Origin of the sequence: Paraburkholderia sp. HP33-1 (assembly GCF_021390595.1) — a bacterium.
Classification (GTDB): Bacteria; Pseudomonadota; Gammaproteobacteria; order Burkholderiales; family Burkholderiaceae; genus Paraburkholderia.
This window is the reverse complement of record NZ_JAJEJR010000001.1, coordinates 643,150-659,626: the sequence shown is the minus strand read 5'-3', so window position 1 is coordinate 659,626 and position 16,477 is coordinate 643,150. Positions and strand designations below refer to the sequence as shown.

General features: G+C 63.8%; 11 protein-coding genes. 4 read left to right on the top strand and 7 right to left on the bottom strand.

The window, feature by feature from the left end:
• The first annotated feature begins 413 nt into the window (after window positions 1-413).
• The 3 genes from L0U81_RS03010 (at window position 414) to L0U81_RS03000 (ending at window position 3,673) form a co-directional block, all read left to right on the top strand.
• Window positions 414-1,817, top strand: a complete 1,404-nt coding sequence (locus L0U81_RS03010; protein ID WP_233800109.1) for a TAXI family TRAP transporter solute-binding subunit — start codon at window positions 414-416, stop codon at window positions 1,815-1,817.
• Between the two features lie 160 nt (window positions 1,818-1,977).
• Complete coding sequence (locus L0U81_RS03005) at window positions 1,978-2,628, top strand: 2-hydroxychromene-2-carboxylate isomerase (RefSeq protein WP_233800108.1); 651 nt, start codon at window positions 1,978-1,980, stop codon at window positions 2,626-2,628.
• Window positions 2,629-2,680: 52 nt separating this feature from the next.
• On the top strand, window positions 2,681-3,673 hold the full coding sequence (locus tag L0U81_RS03000) for a LysR substrate-binding domain-containing protein (protein WP_233800107.1): 993 nt from the start codon (window positions 2,681-2,683) through the stop codon (window positions 3,671-3,673).
• Here L0U81_RS03000 and xdhC read toward each other — a convergent pair.
• Genes xdhC through xdhA form a run of 3 tightly spaced genes read right to left on the bottom strand, consistent with a single transcriptional unit; the run spans window position 3,663 to window position 8,172 of the window.
• A complete protein-coding gene (gene xdhC, locus L0U81_RS02995; protein ID WP_233800106.1) occupies window positions 3,663-4,217 on the bottom strand; it encodes a xanthine dehydrogenase accessory protein XdhC in 555 nt (184 codons plus the stop codon). The two genes, L0U81_RS03000 and xdhC, sit on opposite strands and share 11 nt — an antisense overlap.
• Before the next feature lie 30 nt (window positions 4,218-4,247).
• Window positions 4,248-6,617: a xanthine dehydrogenase molybdopterin binding subunit gene (gene xdhB, locus L0U81_RS02990; RefSeq protein WP_233800105.1), complete on the bottom strand. Its 2,370-nt coding sequence runs from the start codon at window positions 6,615-6,617 to the stop codon at window positions 4,248-4,250.
• Between the two features lie 37 nt (window positions 6,618-6,654).
• Complete coding sequence (gene xdhA, locus L0U81_RS02985; RefSeq protein WP_233800104.1) at window positions 6,655-8,172, bottom strand: xanthine dehydrogenase small subunit; 1,518 nt, start codon at window positions 8,170-8,172, stop codon at window positions 6,655-6,657.
• 390 nt (window positions 8,173-8,562) lie between these two features.
• Here xdhA and L0U81_RS02980 point away from each other — a divergent pair, with 390 nt between their 5' ends.
• Window positions 8,563-9,774: an MFS transporter gene (locus L0U81_RS02980; protein ID WP_233800103.1), complete on the top strand. Its 1,212-nt coding sequence runs from the start codon at window positions 8,563-8,565 to the stop codon at window positions 9,772-9,774.
• A gap of 61 nt (window positions 9,775-9,835) precedes the next feature.
• Here the strand turns inward: L0U81_RS02980 and L0U81_RS02975 are convergent, their stop codons facing one another.
• From L0U81_RS02975 to L0U81_RS02960, 4 genes are all read right to left on the bottom strand, one after another.
• Window positions 9,836-11,074: a GNAT family N-acetyltransferase gene (locus L0U81_RS02975; RefSeq protein ID WP_233800102.1), complete on the bottom strand. Its 1,239-nt coding sequence runs from the start codon at window positions 11,072-11,074 to the stop codon at window positions 9,836-9,838.
• A 110-nt stretch (window positions 11,075-11,184) separates the two neighbouring features.
• Window positions 11,185-12,480: a glycosyltransferase gene (locus tag L0U81_RS02970; RefSeq protein ID WP_233800101.1), complete on the bottom strand. Its 1,296-nt coding sequence runs from the start codon at window positions 12,478-12,480 to the stop codon at window positions 11,185-11,187.
• Window positions 12,481-12,862: 382 nt separating this feature from the next.
• Window positions 12,863-14,188 carry a lipopolysaccharide biosynthesis protein gene (locus tag L0U81_RS02965; protein WP_233800100.1) on the bottom strand — a complete coding sequence of 442 codons (1,326 nt, stop codon included), beginning with the start codon at window positions 14,186-14,188 and terminating at the stop codon, window positions 12,863-12,865.
• 74 nt (window positions 14,189-14,262) lie between these two features.
• On the bottom strand, window positions 14,263-16,455 hold the full coding sequence (locus tag L0U81_RS02960) for a polysaccharide biosynthesis tyrosine autokinase (RefSeq protein WP_233800099.1): 2,193 nt from the start codon (window positions 16,453-16,455) through the stop codon (window positions 14,263-14,265).
• Between the last annotated feature and the right edge of the window lie 22 nt (window positions 16,456-16,477).

Below are 16,477 nucleotides of genomic sequence, written 5' to 3'. Positions count from 1 at the left end.
CGGCGCGCGACGCGGCACGGCAGCCCGCATACCGCAAAGTCGGCCGACGCACCCGGTTCTAGTCCGTCCTGCCGGGATCGCGCCGCAAACGTTGGATCGCGGTAGCGATGCACAATTTAATCTAGCCGGGACGGAAGCGCAAAGGGTTTAGCGTGCGGCGTGGCGCGCCGACAGCGGGTGCTTCATGCGTGCCGGATAAGGGCGGGCGTGTGCCGTGGCCGCGCGCAATTCGCGCCGGCGTCGTGCCGGCATTCACCATTTGTTACGCGTTTTCGGGGTGACGGGCGGCCCCGCGTTTCGCGGCCGCGCGAATCTCAGGTACCATCGGCGCGACGCGTACCGGCGCGCCGCCAATCCCCTTATGCCGCCGAGCCGCATTCGAGCCCTATCGACCGTCGCTTTCAGATGATCCGATGAAGCCTGACACCGGCCGCACCCGCCCTCCCCGTCTCGTTGCCCGTTTCGTCGCGATCTCGTGGCGCGATCTGGCGGTCTCGTTCGGCCCGCTCGCGCTGCTCGTGATCGTCGCGATCTGGGCCGCCGTGCGGCTGATCCAGCCCGCGCCGCCGAATACGCTGACGATCAGCGCCGGCCCCGTCGGCAGCACGTTCTGGAATGCCGCGCAGAAGTACAAGGCGATCCTCGCGCGCAACCGCATCACGCTGAACGTGCTGGCCTCGCAGGGCTCGCAGGAAAATCTGAAGCGGCTGTCGAACCCGGACGCGAACGTCGATGTCGGCTTCGTGCAGAGCGGCATCGCACGTGTCGCGACGGACAAGACCCCAAACCTGATGTCGCTCGGCAGCGTCGCTTATGTGCCGCTCGCGATCTTCTATCGTGGCGCACCCGTCGACTGGTTGTCGGGATTCAAGGGCCAACGCCTCGCGATCGGCCCGGAGGGCAGCGGCACGCACGAGCTCGCGCTCGCACTGCTGAAGGCCAACGGCATCGTGCCGGGCGGTCCGACCCAACTACTGCCGCTGACGGGCGACGAAGCCGCCGACGCGTTGATCGACGGCAAGATCGACGCGACCTTCCTTGCCGGCGACTCGGCGCAGCCGGCCGTGATGGGCAAGCTCTACCGCACGCAGAATGTGCGTTTCTACGATTTCACCCAGGCCGACGCGTATACGCGCCGCTTCCCGTACCTGACACAGCTGAAGGTGCCGATGGGCGCCTTCGACCTCGGCAAGAACCTGCCTGCGAACTCGATCAGCATCGTCGCGCCGACCGCCGAGCTGATCGCGCGCGATTCGCTGCATCCGGCGCTGTCGGATCTGCTGATCGAAGCCGCGCGCGAGGTGCATGGCGGCGCGACCACCATGCAGCGCGCCGGCGAATTTCCCGCGCCAATTGCACACGACTTCCCGCTTTCCGACGACGCCGCGCGCTACTACAAGTCTGGCAAGAGCTTCCTGTACCGGACGCTGCCGTTCTGGATCGCGAGTCTCGCGGACCGCCTGCTGGTGATCGTCGTGCCGCTGATCGTGCTGCTGGTGCCGGCGCTGCGCGTCGTGCCGGGGTTATACGCGTGGCGCGTCAAGTCGCGCATCTATCGCTGGTACGGCTCGCTGATCGCGATCGAGCGCAGCGCGCTCGGCGAACATTCGGCGGACGAGCGAGCGTCGCTGCTCGACCGGCTCGACAGGATCGAGGACTCGGTCAACGGCATGAAGATGCCGCTCGCCTACGCGGACCAGTTCTACGTGCTGCGCGAGCACATCGGTTTCGTGCGGCGGCGGCTTGCGGAAAACCGCAATACGCAGAGTGAACTGGACGAGGCCCAGGAGCAGGCAACCGATAAAGTCAAGGATTGAACGCTCCGACGAAACCGCCGAAACCCGCGCTCAGCGCGCGGCCACCAGGGGATATTGACCGGTGCAAGCCGGGGCCGCACCGCGTAAGATCATGACAGTTTTGACGAGATAACGGACGCACGCTCCGCGTCGTCCGACACAGGCAATCCGGGAGACATCTATGACCGTTGGCATCGACGCCCAACAGCCGCTGTGGTTTTACGATTTCGTCTCGCCGTTCACCTACCTGTTGCTCGAGCAACACGACAAATGGCCCGGCTTCGACTTCAAGTTCACGCCGGTCGTGCTGAACGATCTGTATCACCACTGGGGCCAGCGCTCCGCGTACAGCGTGCCCGCCAAGCGCACGTTCATGTACCGGCATGCGCTGTTTCGCGCGGAGCAACTCGGCATTCCGTACAAAATGCCGCCCGCCCATCCCTTCGATTCGACGAAACCGCTGCTGCTCGCGACCGCCGCGAACGGCGACGTGCAGTTCGTGCGCGAGATATTCCGCTTCATCTGGCGCGAGGGGCGCGACCCGTCGAGCGACGAAGCGTTCGCCGAGCTGTGCGAACGCGTCGGCACGCCGGACGGCGTCGAGCAGATCCAGAACGAAGCCGTGAAGGCGCAACTGCAACGCAATACCGCCGATGCGATCGAGCTCGGCGTCTATGGCGTGCCGACGTTTCGTCTGAACGATCAGCTGTTCTGGGGCGAGGACGCGCTGCCGATGGTGCTGTACTGCGCACGCACGCCGAACTGGCTCGAATCGCGCGAGGTGAAGCGCATCACTTCGCTGCCGTGGGGGCTGGCGGACAAGCCGGCATGACCCGGCTGCGGCAGCGGGCCGTGCCTTGATTGCGGCTTCGGCCCGAAAGATCATGGACGACACCGCCGCCTCACTCGATATCTGGCTCGTGCGCGTGCTGCGCACGCTGCTCGTCGAGCGCAGCGTCACGCAGACCGCCGTGCGGCTGAACCAGACCCAGCCCGCGATCAGCACCGCGCTGCGCAAGCTGCGCGAAACGCTCGGCGATCCGATTCTGGTGCGCGGCAAGTCGGGGATGGTGCCGACCGAATACGGCGAGTCGCTGCTCGCGGCTGCGCAGCGCGTTCTGCGCGATGTCGATTTCGTCGCGACGCCGCACGGCGATTTCGACCCGGGCCGCTCGCGCCGGACCTTCCGCGTCGCCGCGCCCGACTATCTGAACGACTTCTTCATGCCGACCGTGATCGCGCGGTTTCGTGAAGCCGCGCCGCATGCGCGGCTCGAGATCGAATCGCTGGGGCCGCGGCTCGATCATTCGGCCGCGCTCGACGCCGGCGAACTCGATCTCGTGATCGGCAACTGGCCGAAGCCCGACCCGCGCTTCGAGCGCAGCGACCTGTTCGCCGATACCGTCGTGTGCATGATGCGCGCGGACCATCCCCTGACACGCGAGCCGCTCACGCGCGAAGCCTATCTGGCCGCGCCGCATCTCGCGCCGACGCCCTATAGCGGCGCGCGCGGCGGCGCCATCGATACCGGCTTCGCGCGGGCCAGGGCGAGCCGGCGCATCGTCGCGACGCTGCCCTACTTCGGGCTCGTCGCGCAGACGCTCCTGCAATCGGACCTGATCTTCACGACGACGCGCCGCTTTGCCATGCACTACGCGAGCATGTTGCCGCTCGCGGTCGTCGATGTGCCGATCGCGTTTCCGCGCATCCGGTGCTATCAGCTGTGGCATCCGCAGCCGGATCGGCCGGGCGACATCGGCTGGCTGAGAACGTTGATGGCCGAGGTATCGGATGAGCTGGTCGCGCGCAAACCGCCTCGCGCGAAGGGGCAACAGCGGCGGCGCACTGGCAGTCGCGCCGTAGGGCCTAAACCGTGATCGGCTCCGTTTCGCGCGCAAGACATGCCTGCCGTGTCCTCAACCGCAGCAGTTGCGCGCACACCGCAATCGCGATCGCCGCGGGCGACTTGTCGACGACGCCCTCGACGCCGATCGGACAGGTCATCTGCGCGAGCCGCTCCAGTTCCACACCGCGCGCGAGCAGACGCCGCTCGAACTTCACGCGCTTCGTCTTCGAGCCGATCATGCCGAAGTAGCTGAAATCGCGCCGTCGCATGATGCGCGCGGCGAGAGAAAAATCGAGCGCATGGTTGTGCGTCATCACCAGAAACCACGCGCCGGGCGGCGCCGCGTCGACGATCGCGTCGGGCGTATCGGTCGGTTCGACCTGCACGTTGGGCGGCGTTTCATCGGGGAATAGCTCATCGCGTTCGTCGACCCACTGGACCACGCACGGCAGGCTGCCGAGCAGATGCACGAGCGCATGGCCGACGTGTCCCGCACCGAACAGCACGATATGCATCGGTAAGGCATCGTTGGTGACGCTCGTCCCGCCCGGAAAATTATTCAGGCGTACTTCCATATTGCGCTCCCACTTGTTCGCCCCCCGCCATTACGCCTGCCGCGCGGCCGCGGTCGTTGAGCGCACCGCGCCGACCGCCCTGAGGATTTCCTCGCTGGTCGCGGGCGCATTGAGCGGCGGATTGACCTTGTGGCCGCCCACCGCCGACACCGCGTCGCGCACCGCAAAAAACACCGAGAACGGCAGCAGCAGCGGCGGCTCGCCGGTCGCTTTCGAACGATGAATGCTGTCCTCCGCGTTGCGGTTCCTGAACAGCCTGACGTTAAAAACCGGCGGCACGTCGTTGACTGTTGGGATCTTGTACGTCGACGGCGCGTGCGTCATCAGCTTGCCGCCCTCGTTCCACCACAGCTCTTCAGTAGTGAGCCAGCCCATGCCCTGAATGAACGCGCCTTCCACCTGGCCGACGTCGAGCGCCGGATTCAGCGATGCGCCGACGTCGTGCAGCGCATCGGCACGCAGCACGCGCATTTCGCCGGTCAGCGTGTCGATCACGACTTCCGACACCGCCGCGCCATACGAGTAGTAATAGAACGGCCGGCCCTGCAGCTTCGATTGATCCCAGTAGAGCTTCGGCGTCGCATAGAAACCGTCCGACCACAGCTGGATACGCGCGAGATACGCCTTCGCGATCACCTCGCCGAACGGTACGACCACGTCGCCGATCACCACACGGTCGTGCGCGAAGCGCACGTCCTGCGCGTTGACATGGCCCGCGCCGAAGCGCTCGGCCGCGAACGCAGCGAGCCGCTCGCGCAGCTGGCGCGCTGCGTCCTGCGCGGCTTTGCCGTTCAGATCGGATCCGGTCGATGCGGCCGTCGCCGACGTATTGGCGACCTTGCTGGTATCGGTCGCGCTCACGCGGATGCGGTTGAAGCCGACGCCGAGTTCATGCGCGACGACCTGCGCGACCTTCGTGTTCAGCCCCTGGCCCATTTCGGTACCGCCGTGGTTCACGAGGACCGAGCCATCGGTGTAGATGTGCACCAACGCGCCGGCCTGGTTGAAGTGCGTGACATTGAAGGCGATACCGAACTTGACCGGTGTCAGCGCAATGCCCTTCTTCAGGATCTCGTTGTTCGCGTTGAACTCGTCGATCTCCTTGCGGCGCGCGCGATAGTCGCTGGTCGCTTCGAGTTCGTCGATCAGCTCGTGAATCACGTTGTCTTCAATCACCTGGCCATAGGGCGTCTGGTTGCGATCGGTCTTGCCGTACAGATTGCGGCGGCGCACGTCGAGCGCATCCATGCCGCACGAGCGCGCGACGTTGTCGAGGATGTACTCGATCGCGAACGCGCCCTGCGGGCCGCCGAAGCCGCGAAACGCCGTGTTCGACTGGGTGTTGGTCTTGCCGCAGAAGCCGTCGATCGATACGTCCGACAGCCAGTACGCGTTGTCGAAGTGGCACAGCGCGCGCGTCATCACCGGGCCCGACAGGTCAGCCGAAAAGCCGCAGCGCGAGGTCATGTCGACCGCGACGCCTTCGATCACGCCCTCGTCGTCGTAACCGACTTCGTACGTGTAGTGGAAATCGTGACGCTTGCCCGTCACCATCATGTCGTCGTCGCGATCCGGGCGCAGCTTGACCGGGCACAGCAGCTTCCATGCAGCAAGCGCCGCGCAGCAGGCGAACAGCGCCGACTGCGATTCCTTGCCGCCGAAGCCGCCGCCCATGCGCCGGCATTCGATCAATACGTTGTGCGAGGCGACGCCCAACGTGTGCGCGACGAGGTGCTGCATTTCGGTCGGGTGCTGCGTCGAGCAGTAGACGTGCATGCCGTCGTCGTCCTTCGGCACCGCGTACGAAATCTGTCCTTCCAGATAGAACTGCTCCTGGCCGCCAAGCAGCATATCACCGGCCTCGCGATGCGCGGCCCGTGCGATCCTGGTGCCGGCGTCGCCGCGCGCGAGTTTCATCGGCGGCAGCACGAACTGGTTCGCGGCGCGCGCCTGCTGCGCGGTGAGCACCGCCGGCAGCTCTTCATAGACCACGTCGGCGCGCCGCGCGCCGAGACGCGCCGCATCGTGCGACGTCGCGACCACCATGAACATCGGCTGGCCGACGTATTGCACGACGCCGTCGGCAAGGATCGGATCGTCGCCGTGAACGATCGGGCCGACGTCGTTGACGCCGGGAATATCGTCGGCGGTGAAGACCGCGACAACGCCGGGCGTCGCGCGCACCCTGTCGAGCCCGATCGACACGATCTTCGCGTGCGCCTTCGACGACAGACCGAGCGCTGCATGCAGCGTGCCGGCCAGCTCGGGGATATCGTCGGTGTAGGTCGCGCGGCCGCTCACGTGCAGATGCGCGGACTCGTGCGGACGCGATACATGGACCTGGGTGAAGTCGTCGAGATCCTGAACCTCTTTCAGGAACGGTTCGGCTTGCTGGTTCATTGTTGTGTTCTCCGTATCCTTCGGGGACTCGCGGCGCTCAAGCGCTCGCGCCGGCGGGCGCGACCGCGCGCACGTCGAGCGCGCTCTTTGGCAGCGGCTCGTGCGTGCGTGTTTCGAGCCAGAAGCGGTACAGCGTGTTCTTCGCCGCTTCGAGGCGGTACTCGCTGGTCGCGCGCATGTCGGTGAGCGGCGCATAGTCGTCGCCGAGCGCGAGCATCGCGGCCTGCACGGTCGCCTCGTGCCATTCGGCGTCGCGCAGCGCCGCTTCGGCACCGAGCGCGCGCTTCGGCGTCGCGGCCATGCCGCCGAACGCGATGCGCGGCTCGCGAATCACGTCGCCGTCGGCGATGAACGAGAACGCCGCGCAGACGGCCGAGATATCCGAATCGAAGCGCTTCGACAGCTTGTAGGTGCGAAAGCGCAGGTTCGCTCGCGCACCGCCGCGCGTGGGCACCTTCAGTCCGACGACGAACTCGTGCCCGGCCATGTCCTTCTTCTGATACGCGAGATACAGGTCTTCGAGCGGCATCTCGCGCTCGATGTCACCGCCGCGCACGATCACGCGCGCGCCGAGCGCGATCAGTCCCGGCATCGAATCGCCGATCGGCGAGCCGTTCGCGATGTTGCCGCCGAGCGTGCCGGCGTTGCGGATCGGCAGCGACGCGAAGCGCTGCCACATTTCGGTGAGTTCCGGGTACTGCTTCGCGATCCCGGCATAAGCTTTTTCGACGCTGACGCCCGCGCCGATTTCGATCCAGTCATCATTCGCTTCAAGCTTCTGCAACTCGGCGATCTGCCCGACGTAGACCACGTTGCCGAGCTCGCGCATCTGCTTGTTGACCCACAGGCCGATGTCGGTGCTGCCTGCGAGCAGGCGCGCGGCCGGCTCGTCCTGCTTCAGCTGCGCGAGAGCCGCGAGCGTGCGCGGCGCGGCGAAGCGCTGGCCCGCGTGCTCATAGTGGAACGTGTCGCGGCGCGCCAGCGTCGCGAGCGTGTCGGCGAGTGCCTTCACGTTGACCGGCGCTTGCGGCGCGGGCGCATCGAACATGCGCTCGGCCGCGTCGACGATCGGCCGGTAGCCGGTGCAGCGGCACAGGTTGCCGGTCAGCGCATTGCTGATCGCCTCGCGCGACGGCACCGTGCGGTTCGCGCAGCTATGCTCGTGGCCGTGCTTCTCGTAGAGCGCCCACATCGACATGACGAAGCCCGGCGTGCAGAAACCGCACTGCGAGCCGTGGCAGTCCACCATGGCCTGCTGCACCGGATGCAGCGAGCCGTCCGGTTGGCGCAGGTCTTCGACAGTGAAGAGCGCGCGGCCGTCGAGGGTCGGCACGAACTGGATGCAGGCGTTGACCGCCTTGAAGTCGACACCACCCGCCGCATTGCGCTCGCCGATCACGACGGTGCAGGCGCCGCAGTCGCCCTCGGCGCAGCCTTCCTTGGTGCCGGTGCAATGCGCGTCCTCGCGCAGATACTGCAGCACCGTGCGGGTGACGGGCACGTCGCGGATTTCGCGAATCGCGTTGCGGTGATAGAAGCGAATCGGCTCAGTCATGTCTCGTTGCTCTCGTCGGATCGGTGGTCACGCGGACACGCCGCGTTGATGGTTTGAAAGCTATCACCGTCAATAAACGCAACCCATAGCTCGAATCGCATGGGGGACATATTCTTCGCGCGATATCGAGATGAATTTGCGCGCAGTGGCGCTTATGTTGATTAAGTGCTTTTGCCGCCTTTTCACGGTTTTTGCAGTTCAATGGACACACCCGATATTGACACGCCGCCGCGCCACGCCAAAAAATCGCGCGCCCGTCGGAGCGAAACCGAAGCTTTATCGAGTCCCATCCCGCCATTTATTCGATCGAATTTTTAAGCAATGCCAGCAAAGGAATCGGTTCCATGGGAGAATCACGCCTCCCCGCCGATTTCAAGTCTCGTTTTCCCGATGTCCACCGATTCCGCGTCCGCCCGCAGCGAATTTGCGACGACCCTGCAGATCATTCCGGTCGTCTTTTTCACCTTTCTTTGCTACCTGACGATCGGCATTCCGCTCGCGGTGCTGCCCGGCTACGTGCACGCCGACCTCGGCTACAGTGCGGTGCTGGCCGGCGCGGCGATCAGCGTGCAGTACCTCGCGACGCTCGCGTCGCGGCCGCTCGCGGGCCGCTCGGCCGATACGCTCGGGCCGAAGCGCACGGTGTCGATCGGTCTGCTCGGCTGCGGCGCGAGCGGCGTGCTGTTGCTGCTCGCGGCGCTGACCGATCGCTGGCCGGTGCTGAGCCTCGTCCTGCTCGTGTGCAGCCGCCTCGTGCTCGGCTTCGGCGAAAGTTTGTGCGGCACCGGCGCGATCCTGTGGGGGATCGGCCGGGTCGGCACGTCCAACAACGCGCGGGTGATTTCGTGGAACGGCATCGCAACCTACGGCGCACTCGCGATCGGCGCGCCGCTCGGCGTGGCGATCTCGCACTCGATCGGCTTTCCCGCGCTCGGCATTCTGGTGATCGCGCTCGCGGCGCTCGGTTACTACCTCGCGCGTCTGATCGCGGCGGTGCCGGTCGTGCACGGCGAGCGGATGTCGTATCGCAGCGTGTTCACGCGCGTGCTGCCGCACGGCATGGGTCTCGCGCTCGGCTCGGCAGGCTTCGGTTCGATCGCGACCTTCATCACGCTGTTCTATGCGGCGAAGCACTGGCCCAATGCGGCGCTGTCGCTGACGCTGTTCGGCACGCTGTTCATCGGCGCGCGCCTTCTTTTCGCGAACACGATCAAGACTTACGGCGGCTTTCGTGTCGCGATCGCGTCGTTCTCGTTCGAATGCGCGGGTCTGTTGATGCTGTGGCTCGCGCCCGAGCCGCATATCGCGCTGGCGGGCGCCGCGCTGACCGGCTTCGGCTTCGCGCTGGTGTTTCCAGCGCTCGGCGTCGAGGCGGTCGGGCTCGTGCCGCCGGCGAGCCGGGGCGCGGCGTTGTCCGCGTACTCGGTGTTTCTGGATCTGTCGCTCGCCATTACCGGGCCGTTGGCGGGGTATATCGCCGGCGAATTCGGTTATGGCTCGGTGTTCCTGTTTGCCGCGATTGCGGCAGCCGCGGCGGTCGTGCTGTCTACCGTGCTGTATCTGCGCCACGCGAAGGTCGGCAACCTGTCCGCGGCGCAGTGACTTGTCGTTGGTCGGCGCGCGTAGTCAGCAGGCCCTGGCGCGGGGCCTGCTTCGCTGTCTCTCATGCGTCCTTCGACGTGCCGTCTGGCGCCTGTGGCATCGCACCCAGGCCCAGCACCTTCGCGCGCAGCCGGTCGACGGCGACCTCGCGGACCTTGCGAACGATGCGCCGGATCTGCTCCACTGCAAGAGGCACTTCGGCGAGCCGGCCGCGCAACGTGAGCATGACGAAGTGGTGCTCGTGCCAGGTCTCACGATTGGACCAACGTTCCTTGTAGATGGAAAAGTACGGCCGGAAGTCGAAATCGCGGCCGCTTGCGTGCGCCCATCGCACGATGCGGTCGATGAGAAGGTTGCCGACAGAGAACGCGGCATACGCTTCGTCGTAGGTGGTGATGTAGTACTCGATGGTGCGCGGCCCGACGATATTGACCGCTGCCGCCACGGGTGAGCCGTTCAGTTTCACGAAGAAAACCAGCGGTGTTGCCACGAGATCGATCCGTCCCGCGAGGTCGATAAAGAAATCGCGCAATTGATCGTCCATCAGATACGCCGTGTGGAGCCCGCGAGCGAGTGCCCAGCGGCGCTTGTTCGCAAAGAGCCACGTCAGCACCTCGCGGGCGTCGTCGGCACTTTGGCACCAGCCATACTCCACTTCACCACGCTCGGCGAGGCGCTTCGCACGACGGCGCAGGGGCCCACGCAGCGACTCGGTCCTCGTGGCGAGAAAGGCGTCGTAGGTTGCGAAACTGGAGAGCGCGATCGAGTAGCCGTCCAGGCGGCGCCAGCGTGCCGGTATCGCGCCCATCACCCACGACTGAGGTATATGGGCCAGTGCCGCAGCGAGCGGGGCCTCGCGGTCGAGCATACGCAGCTCCAGCACGTCGGCTTCGACGCGGCGCAACGCGTCGAGCGCGGCGGCGTAGAGGCGTGCATCGGCAGGATCGGCAAGGAGCGGGCCGCCGTACTCCTCGTCGTTTCCGCAGCCGAGCGTGCGTGCGACGCGACATCCGCCACGGCGCGCGATCATCAGCGGCCAGAGGGCGACGAGCGCCGCGCCGTCCGACACTAGCACGACGCTGACCGTGTCGCCACGCGCGAATGCGTGATCAGCCGCAACTTCGGCGAACGTGAAATCGAGGCCAGGCCGGTATGCGGCGTCGAGTGTCTCCCACGCCGGACGCAGGCGCGCGAACTCCGCCGGCGAGCGGCACACGCGGACTTCGCGAGAGAATGTGCCTGTGCCGGGACGGGCGGCAATGTGACGACTCAAACCAGCTTCGATCGGCGTGTTTCTCATTATTTGTCTCCTCGGTCCGATGCGACGCGTGGCTGCACCTCAGGCGCCCCCACGTCTAGCTCGAACCCCTCCGGCCATACACGACGCATTCATGAACATCGCCGGCCGCATCATCTGCTGGCGAAGACTTCAGCGTCCGTTCTGTTAGCGTTTTTTGGGTTAAGAGGTTGCTTCTGAAGCAGTTCCGCGTTGCGTTGCGCCTCAATCAGTTCGAGCTCGCCTGCATCAATCTGGCCGGTTTCGACATCGCGGGACCCGACGATAACCTCGGAGAGTGCCTCCAGGAGCCCCTGCTCACCAAATCGGCGCCGAACATCCGCCACCGCGATTTCGATTCGCGCGCGTCTATGTTCATAGATTTGCCTTGCCACATTCAACACGGAGACGAACGATGCAATGTCGTGCTCGACGAAAACGATGGATTTAAATGCGGTCGCCAGATTCGCATCCGGCAACGCGGTCGAGACGACCAATCGTCCCGTAGCGACATACTCAATCACTTTGAATGGAAATAGGCCGCCGCCCAAAGCCTCGATCGACTGATGAGGATTCAGCAGGACGTCGCAACTCGCCATCAGTTCATAGACCGTATCCTGGTCGACGTATCCGTGAAAGAAAAAATTAGGACGGCGAGCGCTAAGCGCTTCGAACTCTTCGGCAAGTGGTCCTCTTCCCGACACATGGAAGACGAAGTTATCTCCGAGACGCTCGACCAGCTCCGGCAACCAATCAGCGCCCTTCTCGGGATGGAGCGTGCCGAAATAGCCAACCACGACCTTGTGCCTTCGTTCCTCAGAGAACGCTGGCCGCTTGATGCAGGCTTCGATAAGCCCCGCCGACACGACGCCGGGGCACAGTTGAGCATCGCAGCCACTGCGGCGGCGCTCCCGCTTCAGAAGCGAACGGTTGACGGCCAGGCAAAGATCGGGCTCCGGCAGTAAATAGCGCGAGGCGAGAAAATCGACCCAGGTCTTCGGATGCCATTTGCGCCGCGCCATCGACGCGTCTTCGTACTCGAATACGAAAGGTACGTTGAAGCGCCGCTTCAGCGCGCGCGCGAGCAGTGCTTCGAACGCGTACCCGTTGTATGCCCAGATGAGCGTGGGTTCCCCCTCCTGCGCGATTTCCCTTGCTACCGCACCCACCTCGAACAGGTTCAGGAGCTTGCCGATTGGCCGCACCGGATACTGCCGCAAAACGATCTCACGTACTGAGGCGTCCCCAACGCGACAGGTATACTCTTCACGCTTCTGCCAGACCTCCTTGGCGTGCAACGTGTTCACTAGCACGATTTTTCGCTCCAGTCGCGCGAGGAGCGACAGGAAAAAACCTATCTTGGTTTTCGCCGCGGGGTTGCCGTATTCTGAACCGTGCTCGACGCTGTACGGGGCGATGATGACAAACATCGGCGATTCTCCTCAATAGACGATTTCGATAACTATCGTAAAGCGGATTCACATTCCGCTAGTCGATGTTTTCCTGGCAGTTCGAAGCGACTCGGCGCCAGGGAAAGCTGCCTGCCAACTAGCACACCTGCAACCGGCGGAAAAATGTGAACCCCGCGGCTCGGCTATTTCAGATCAACTTCTCGTCAATATCTCTCCTCAATAATCTGCAATATAGACATGCGCTTCGTTTTGTCCGAATTTGTCGCAGACGCCGCAGGACGGGATGAATAGCGTCGTCAGAGTGACAAGTATCAGCACCCTGCCGCGTGCGCGCACATGTGCGACTGACCGAACCGGCTACCGCGTGTCATGGATGCCTCATTCGTTTGCCGTTCGCCCACTACCGCGACGCAAGCGGTTCGCTCGCGCGCGGCGGCTCGTTTGCTGCTGAGAAGGCAATATTGACGACGACGACCATCGCGAGTTCGATGCCGACGACTGCGGCTATCGGTGCCGCGATGCCGAGACTCGGCACGAGCACTCGAGCCATCACCAGGGCGACCGCGCTGACAATGCAAAAGCGCAGCGATACGCCAATATGGCGATTCGTCGCAATGAGCGCGATAAGCTTGACCTGATAAACAGCGGTCAATGCGGTTGCGGCGAGAAGCGGCAACAGCACTTGCGGCTCGTAACTGAGTCCGCCGCGCCCCCAAAAAGCGATGATAGGTCGTCCCGCCAGCGCGATCCCGGTGAGGCAGAGCACGGACAGCGCGATCAGCGCCTGTTCGGTCCGTACCCTGAGGCGCTCTGCGACCTCGGTTTGACCAAGTCCGTACAACATCGAAAATCGCGGCCAGATTGAATGGCCAACCACGTTGATCAGTTGCGTCACCGTGCGCGACAGAGTCCGGTAGGTGGAGAAGACCACAAGCGCCGGCGCGCCGAGCACGTTCCCGACGAGCAGAGTCAGGCCCTGAACACCGAGGGCTGAGCCGAGCGTAAAGCCAAGATAGGCGAAGCCTAGAGGCAAAAGTGCTCGTATCTCTGTGAACGACGCCCCGGCAAAGCTAATGCCGAGTTGCGGCACGAGTCTGTGCGCGTAGAGCGTGAGCGCCGTCTGACAGATGAGGCGCGTGACAAACATGGCCAACGCTACGCCGAAGAAATTCGCGCCAAAAGCGAGCGCAGCAAGTCCCGCAGCCCATTCGCCGAGCCTGATCGAAGACTGGAGGAACGTGCCGTATGCGTAGCGGTCGATAATCCTGAAGCATGCGTCATACAGACTCGAGTATGTGCTCAGCAGCGCGCTTGCAATGAGCAGCACCAACGCGCCCCCGGCCTCCTTGTCGGCTGGAGAGAAGAAGACGCACCCAAGGGCGGTGAGGATGACGCCGGCGAGCGCGAACAGGGTGACGCCGAGCAGCGCGCTTCGAAACGTCACCTTGGCTGCATCGAGGTCTCCTCTGGCCCAAGCTATGCAGGTCTTGGTCATCGCAACTGCGCTGAGGCCAATGTCGGACATCTGGAAATAGGCCGGAATCGCAGCGATCATCAACCATCGGCCATAGCGCTCCGCGCCCCAGAAATGCAGGAAGAAAGGCAGCGACGCGAGCTGTATGACTGCAGTGACGACCTGATTGTAGGAGTTCGCCGCGACACCGGAAAGAATAGGCATGCGTGCGAGCGAAAACCTGAGTCCTTGGAGAAGGCGAAATGTCTTCATATGGCTTCGGCGAACTTGGAACCCCAGGCAGACATGACGATGTCCGCAGTCTTTATCGTACGACCCAGGCTTGCCTACGGGTGGCCATAGTACGATGTATAGCTTTTACTGTGAGGCGGTATGTCGTTGAAAAGAATTCCGCTTGGCACCATGCCAGCTACGCGCAACCGGCCTACCGATTCACTGATGTCCTCAAGCGACTCCTTGCCGTGGCGCACCACCATCAGGATCGTACCGGCGTGCTTGCAAACGAGCATCGCATCGGTCACGGCAAGAATGGGAGGCGTATCGATGATCACCCTGTCGTACCGCAGCGAGAGCTGCTCTATCAAGGCAGCAAAGCGCGCCGAGTGCAGCAGATCGGCAGGTTTGGAAGGATAGGAGCCGCAGGGCAGCAAGTCCACATCGGGGGCGACGTTGCGGATCAACGCGTCTTCCACGGCGACGTCACCTTCGAGAACTTCGGCAAGTCCCGGGCTTGCGTGTGCACCAAAGAAGCGGTGAACATCTCCACGGCGCATGTCGGCGTCGACAATGGCGACGCGCTTACCGTCCGTCGCCATCACAGCGGCAAGGTTGGAAGCAAGGAATGACTTGCCCACTTCCGAATGCGGGCCCGTCAGCGCGATAACGGGATTGGTTGTCGATACGTCTGCAAATTGCAGCATCGTCCGCAGATTGCGTATGCCTTCGACGGCCATGTCTTTAGGAGCACGTACCGCAAGAAGCGGGGGGCCGCCTTGCGTGCGTCGGGCGTCCTTCTGCAACTGGGCTTGCATGTTGCTGCGCATCACGACGGCTGACACCGGCACGCCCGTCACTGTCACGATGTCGTAGCTGCTTTCTGTTCCGCTTGAGTTAGCTTGTCGCGCGAACGCGCATATCGTGCCGAGCAGCAGGCCGAACACAGCGGAAAGGGCCAGCACGAGCGGTACCTTCGGCTTCGCCGGCCGATCGGGCGGCAGTGCGTAATCCACGACACGTACGTTCAATGCCTGCGCAGCCTTGGCGACCCGCAACTCCTGAGCACGATTCAACAGATTCGTATACAGGCCCGTATTGACGCGCACTTCCCTTTGCAGACGCATCAAGGTTTGCTCGAGAGCAGGCAGCCCCGCCACTTGCCGGCTCAATGCGTCCCGGCGATGTTGAAGGTCGGCGATCTGCGCGTCGATCGACGCGACTGCGGGATGCGCACCGTTGAAGCGCTGCGCCAGATCCGAGCTCTGCTGCTTCAAGTCCGTGAGTTTGGTGTCGAGGTCGACCGCCTGCTGTAGCAGAAGGCGGCTCTCCTCATCGAGATTGACCGCGCCATGCTCTTCGCGGAATGCGTTGTAGCGCTGCTCCGCGTCGTCCACTTCGGCGCGCAGACGCGGCAGTTGCTGGTCGAAGAGCGCAAGCGAGCGCTCAGCATCTGATTCCTTGCGTGCGTTGTTTTGATTGACGTACTCACGTGCGACAGTATTGACCGTGTCAGTCGTTTTCTGGGGCTCGGGGCCCTCTAGCGCAATGCCTATCATGCCGGATTGCTTCACTCGCTCCGCGACGGTCAGCTTGTTCTGGAAGTCGGTGATAGTTTCAAGCAAGGGCGAGCGCGTCAGCGTAAATTCGGTACCCGGGCTCGAAACGAGCCTGTCAATCAGGAGCGTCACCGGACCCTTTGTCGTAGTCCCCGTAACTACTGTACCTACCACGCCGTTCGCGACCACGTCACCCTTCGGGTCGGTGAGTTCAAATCGGCCATCGTCCATAGCGGTGACAACGAAGCGCTTGTCGTAGAACGCTGACGGAATATCGAAACGCGAAACGTCGATACGTTCGCCACCCCACGCAAAGCTCCTGAGACCAGGGAGCGACGTGCCCGGCTGGCCGTCGTCCGCAAAACGTGCGATCAATCCGCCCAGCAACGGAAAACGTCGGGGCTTCGCTTCGATGTCGAGATGCAGCTTACGCACCGCCTCGCCGATCACGAGCCGTGCGCCGAGCACCTCCATCTCCGTGTCCGAAGTAGTCCTGACATTGAAGATCGCGGCGAGCTGATTGAACGCAGGGTCGGTGTTGGGGTTTTGATTGTCGACCTGGATCAGCGCGTCAGCGCGATAGGTGGGCGGTGCCAGTAACGCGTAAAGCGCACCGAGCGCGAAGACCGCGAGCGCGACGGACATGATGAGCCGCCAGTGCACTTTCAGCACACCGGTATAGTCGGACAGACGAAGCTGTCCCGCGTCCTTGTTGCCTCGGTAAAGCAAAGTAGGATCGAAGGCCATTGGATTTCTTCTCCGCTGCAAG

Coding starts and splice junctions, on each gene's coding strand:
- L0U81_RS03010 (WP_233800109.1), top strand. CDS start 414: ATGAAGCCTGACACCGGCCGCACCCGCCCTCCCCGTCTCGTTGCCCGT.
- L0U81_RS03005 (WP_233800108.1), top strand. CDS start 1,978: ATGACCGTTGGCATCGACGCCCAACAGCCGCTGTGGTTTTACGATTTC.
- L0U81_RS03000 (WP_233800107.1), top strand. CDS start 2,681: ATGGACGACACCGCCGCCTCACTCGATATCTGGCTCGTGCGCGTGCTG.
- xdhC (WP_233800106.1), bottom strand. CDS start 4,217: ATGGAAGTACGCCTGAATAATTTTCCGGGCGGGACGAGCGTCACCAAC.
- xdhB (WP_233800105.1), bottom strand. CDS start 6,617: ATGAACCAGCAAGCCGAACCGTTCCTGAAAGAGGTTCAGGATCTCGAC.
- xdhA (WP_233800104.1), bottom strand. CDS start 8,172: ATGACTGAGCCGATTCGCTTCTATCACCGCAACGCGATTCGCGAAATC.
- L0U81_RS02980 (WP_233800103.1), top strand. CDS start 8,563: ATGTCCACCGATTCCGCGTCCGCCCGCAGCGAATTTGCGACGACCCTG.
- L0U81_RS02975 (WP_233800102.1), bottom strand. CDS start 11,074: ATGAGAAACACGCCGATCGAAGCTGGTTTGAGTCGTCACATTGCCGCC.
- L0U81_RS02970 (WP_233800101.1), bottom strand. CDS start 12,480: ATGTTTGTCATCATCGCCCCGTACAGCGTCGAGCACGGTTCAGAATAC.
- L0U81_RS02965 (WP_233800100.1), bottom strand. CDS start 14,188: ATGAAGACATTTCGCCTTCTCCAAGGACTCAGGTTTTCGCTCGCACGC.
- L0U81_RS02960 (WP_233800099.1), bottom strand. CDS start 16,455: ATGGCCTTCGATCCTACTTTGCTTTACCGAGGCAACAAGGACGCGGGA.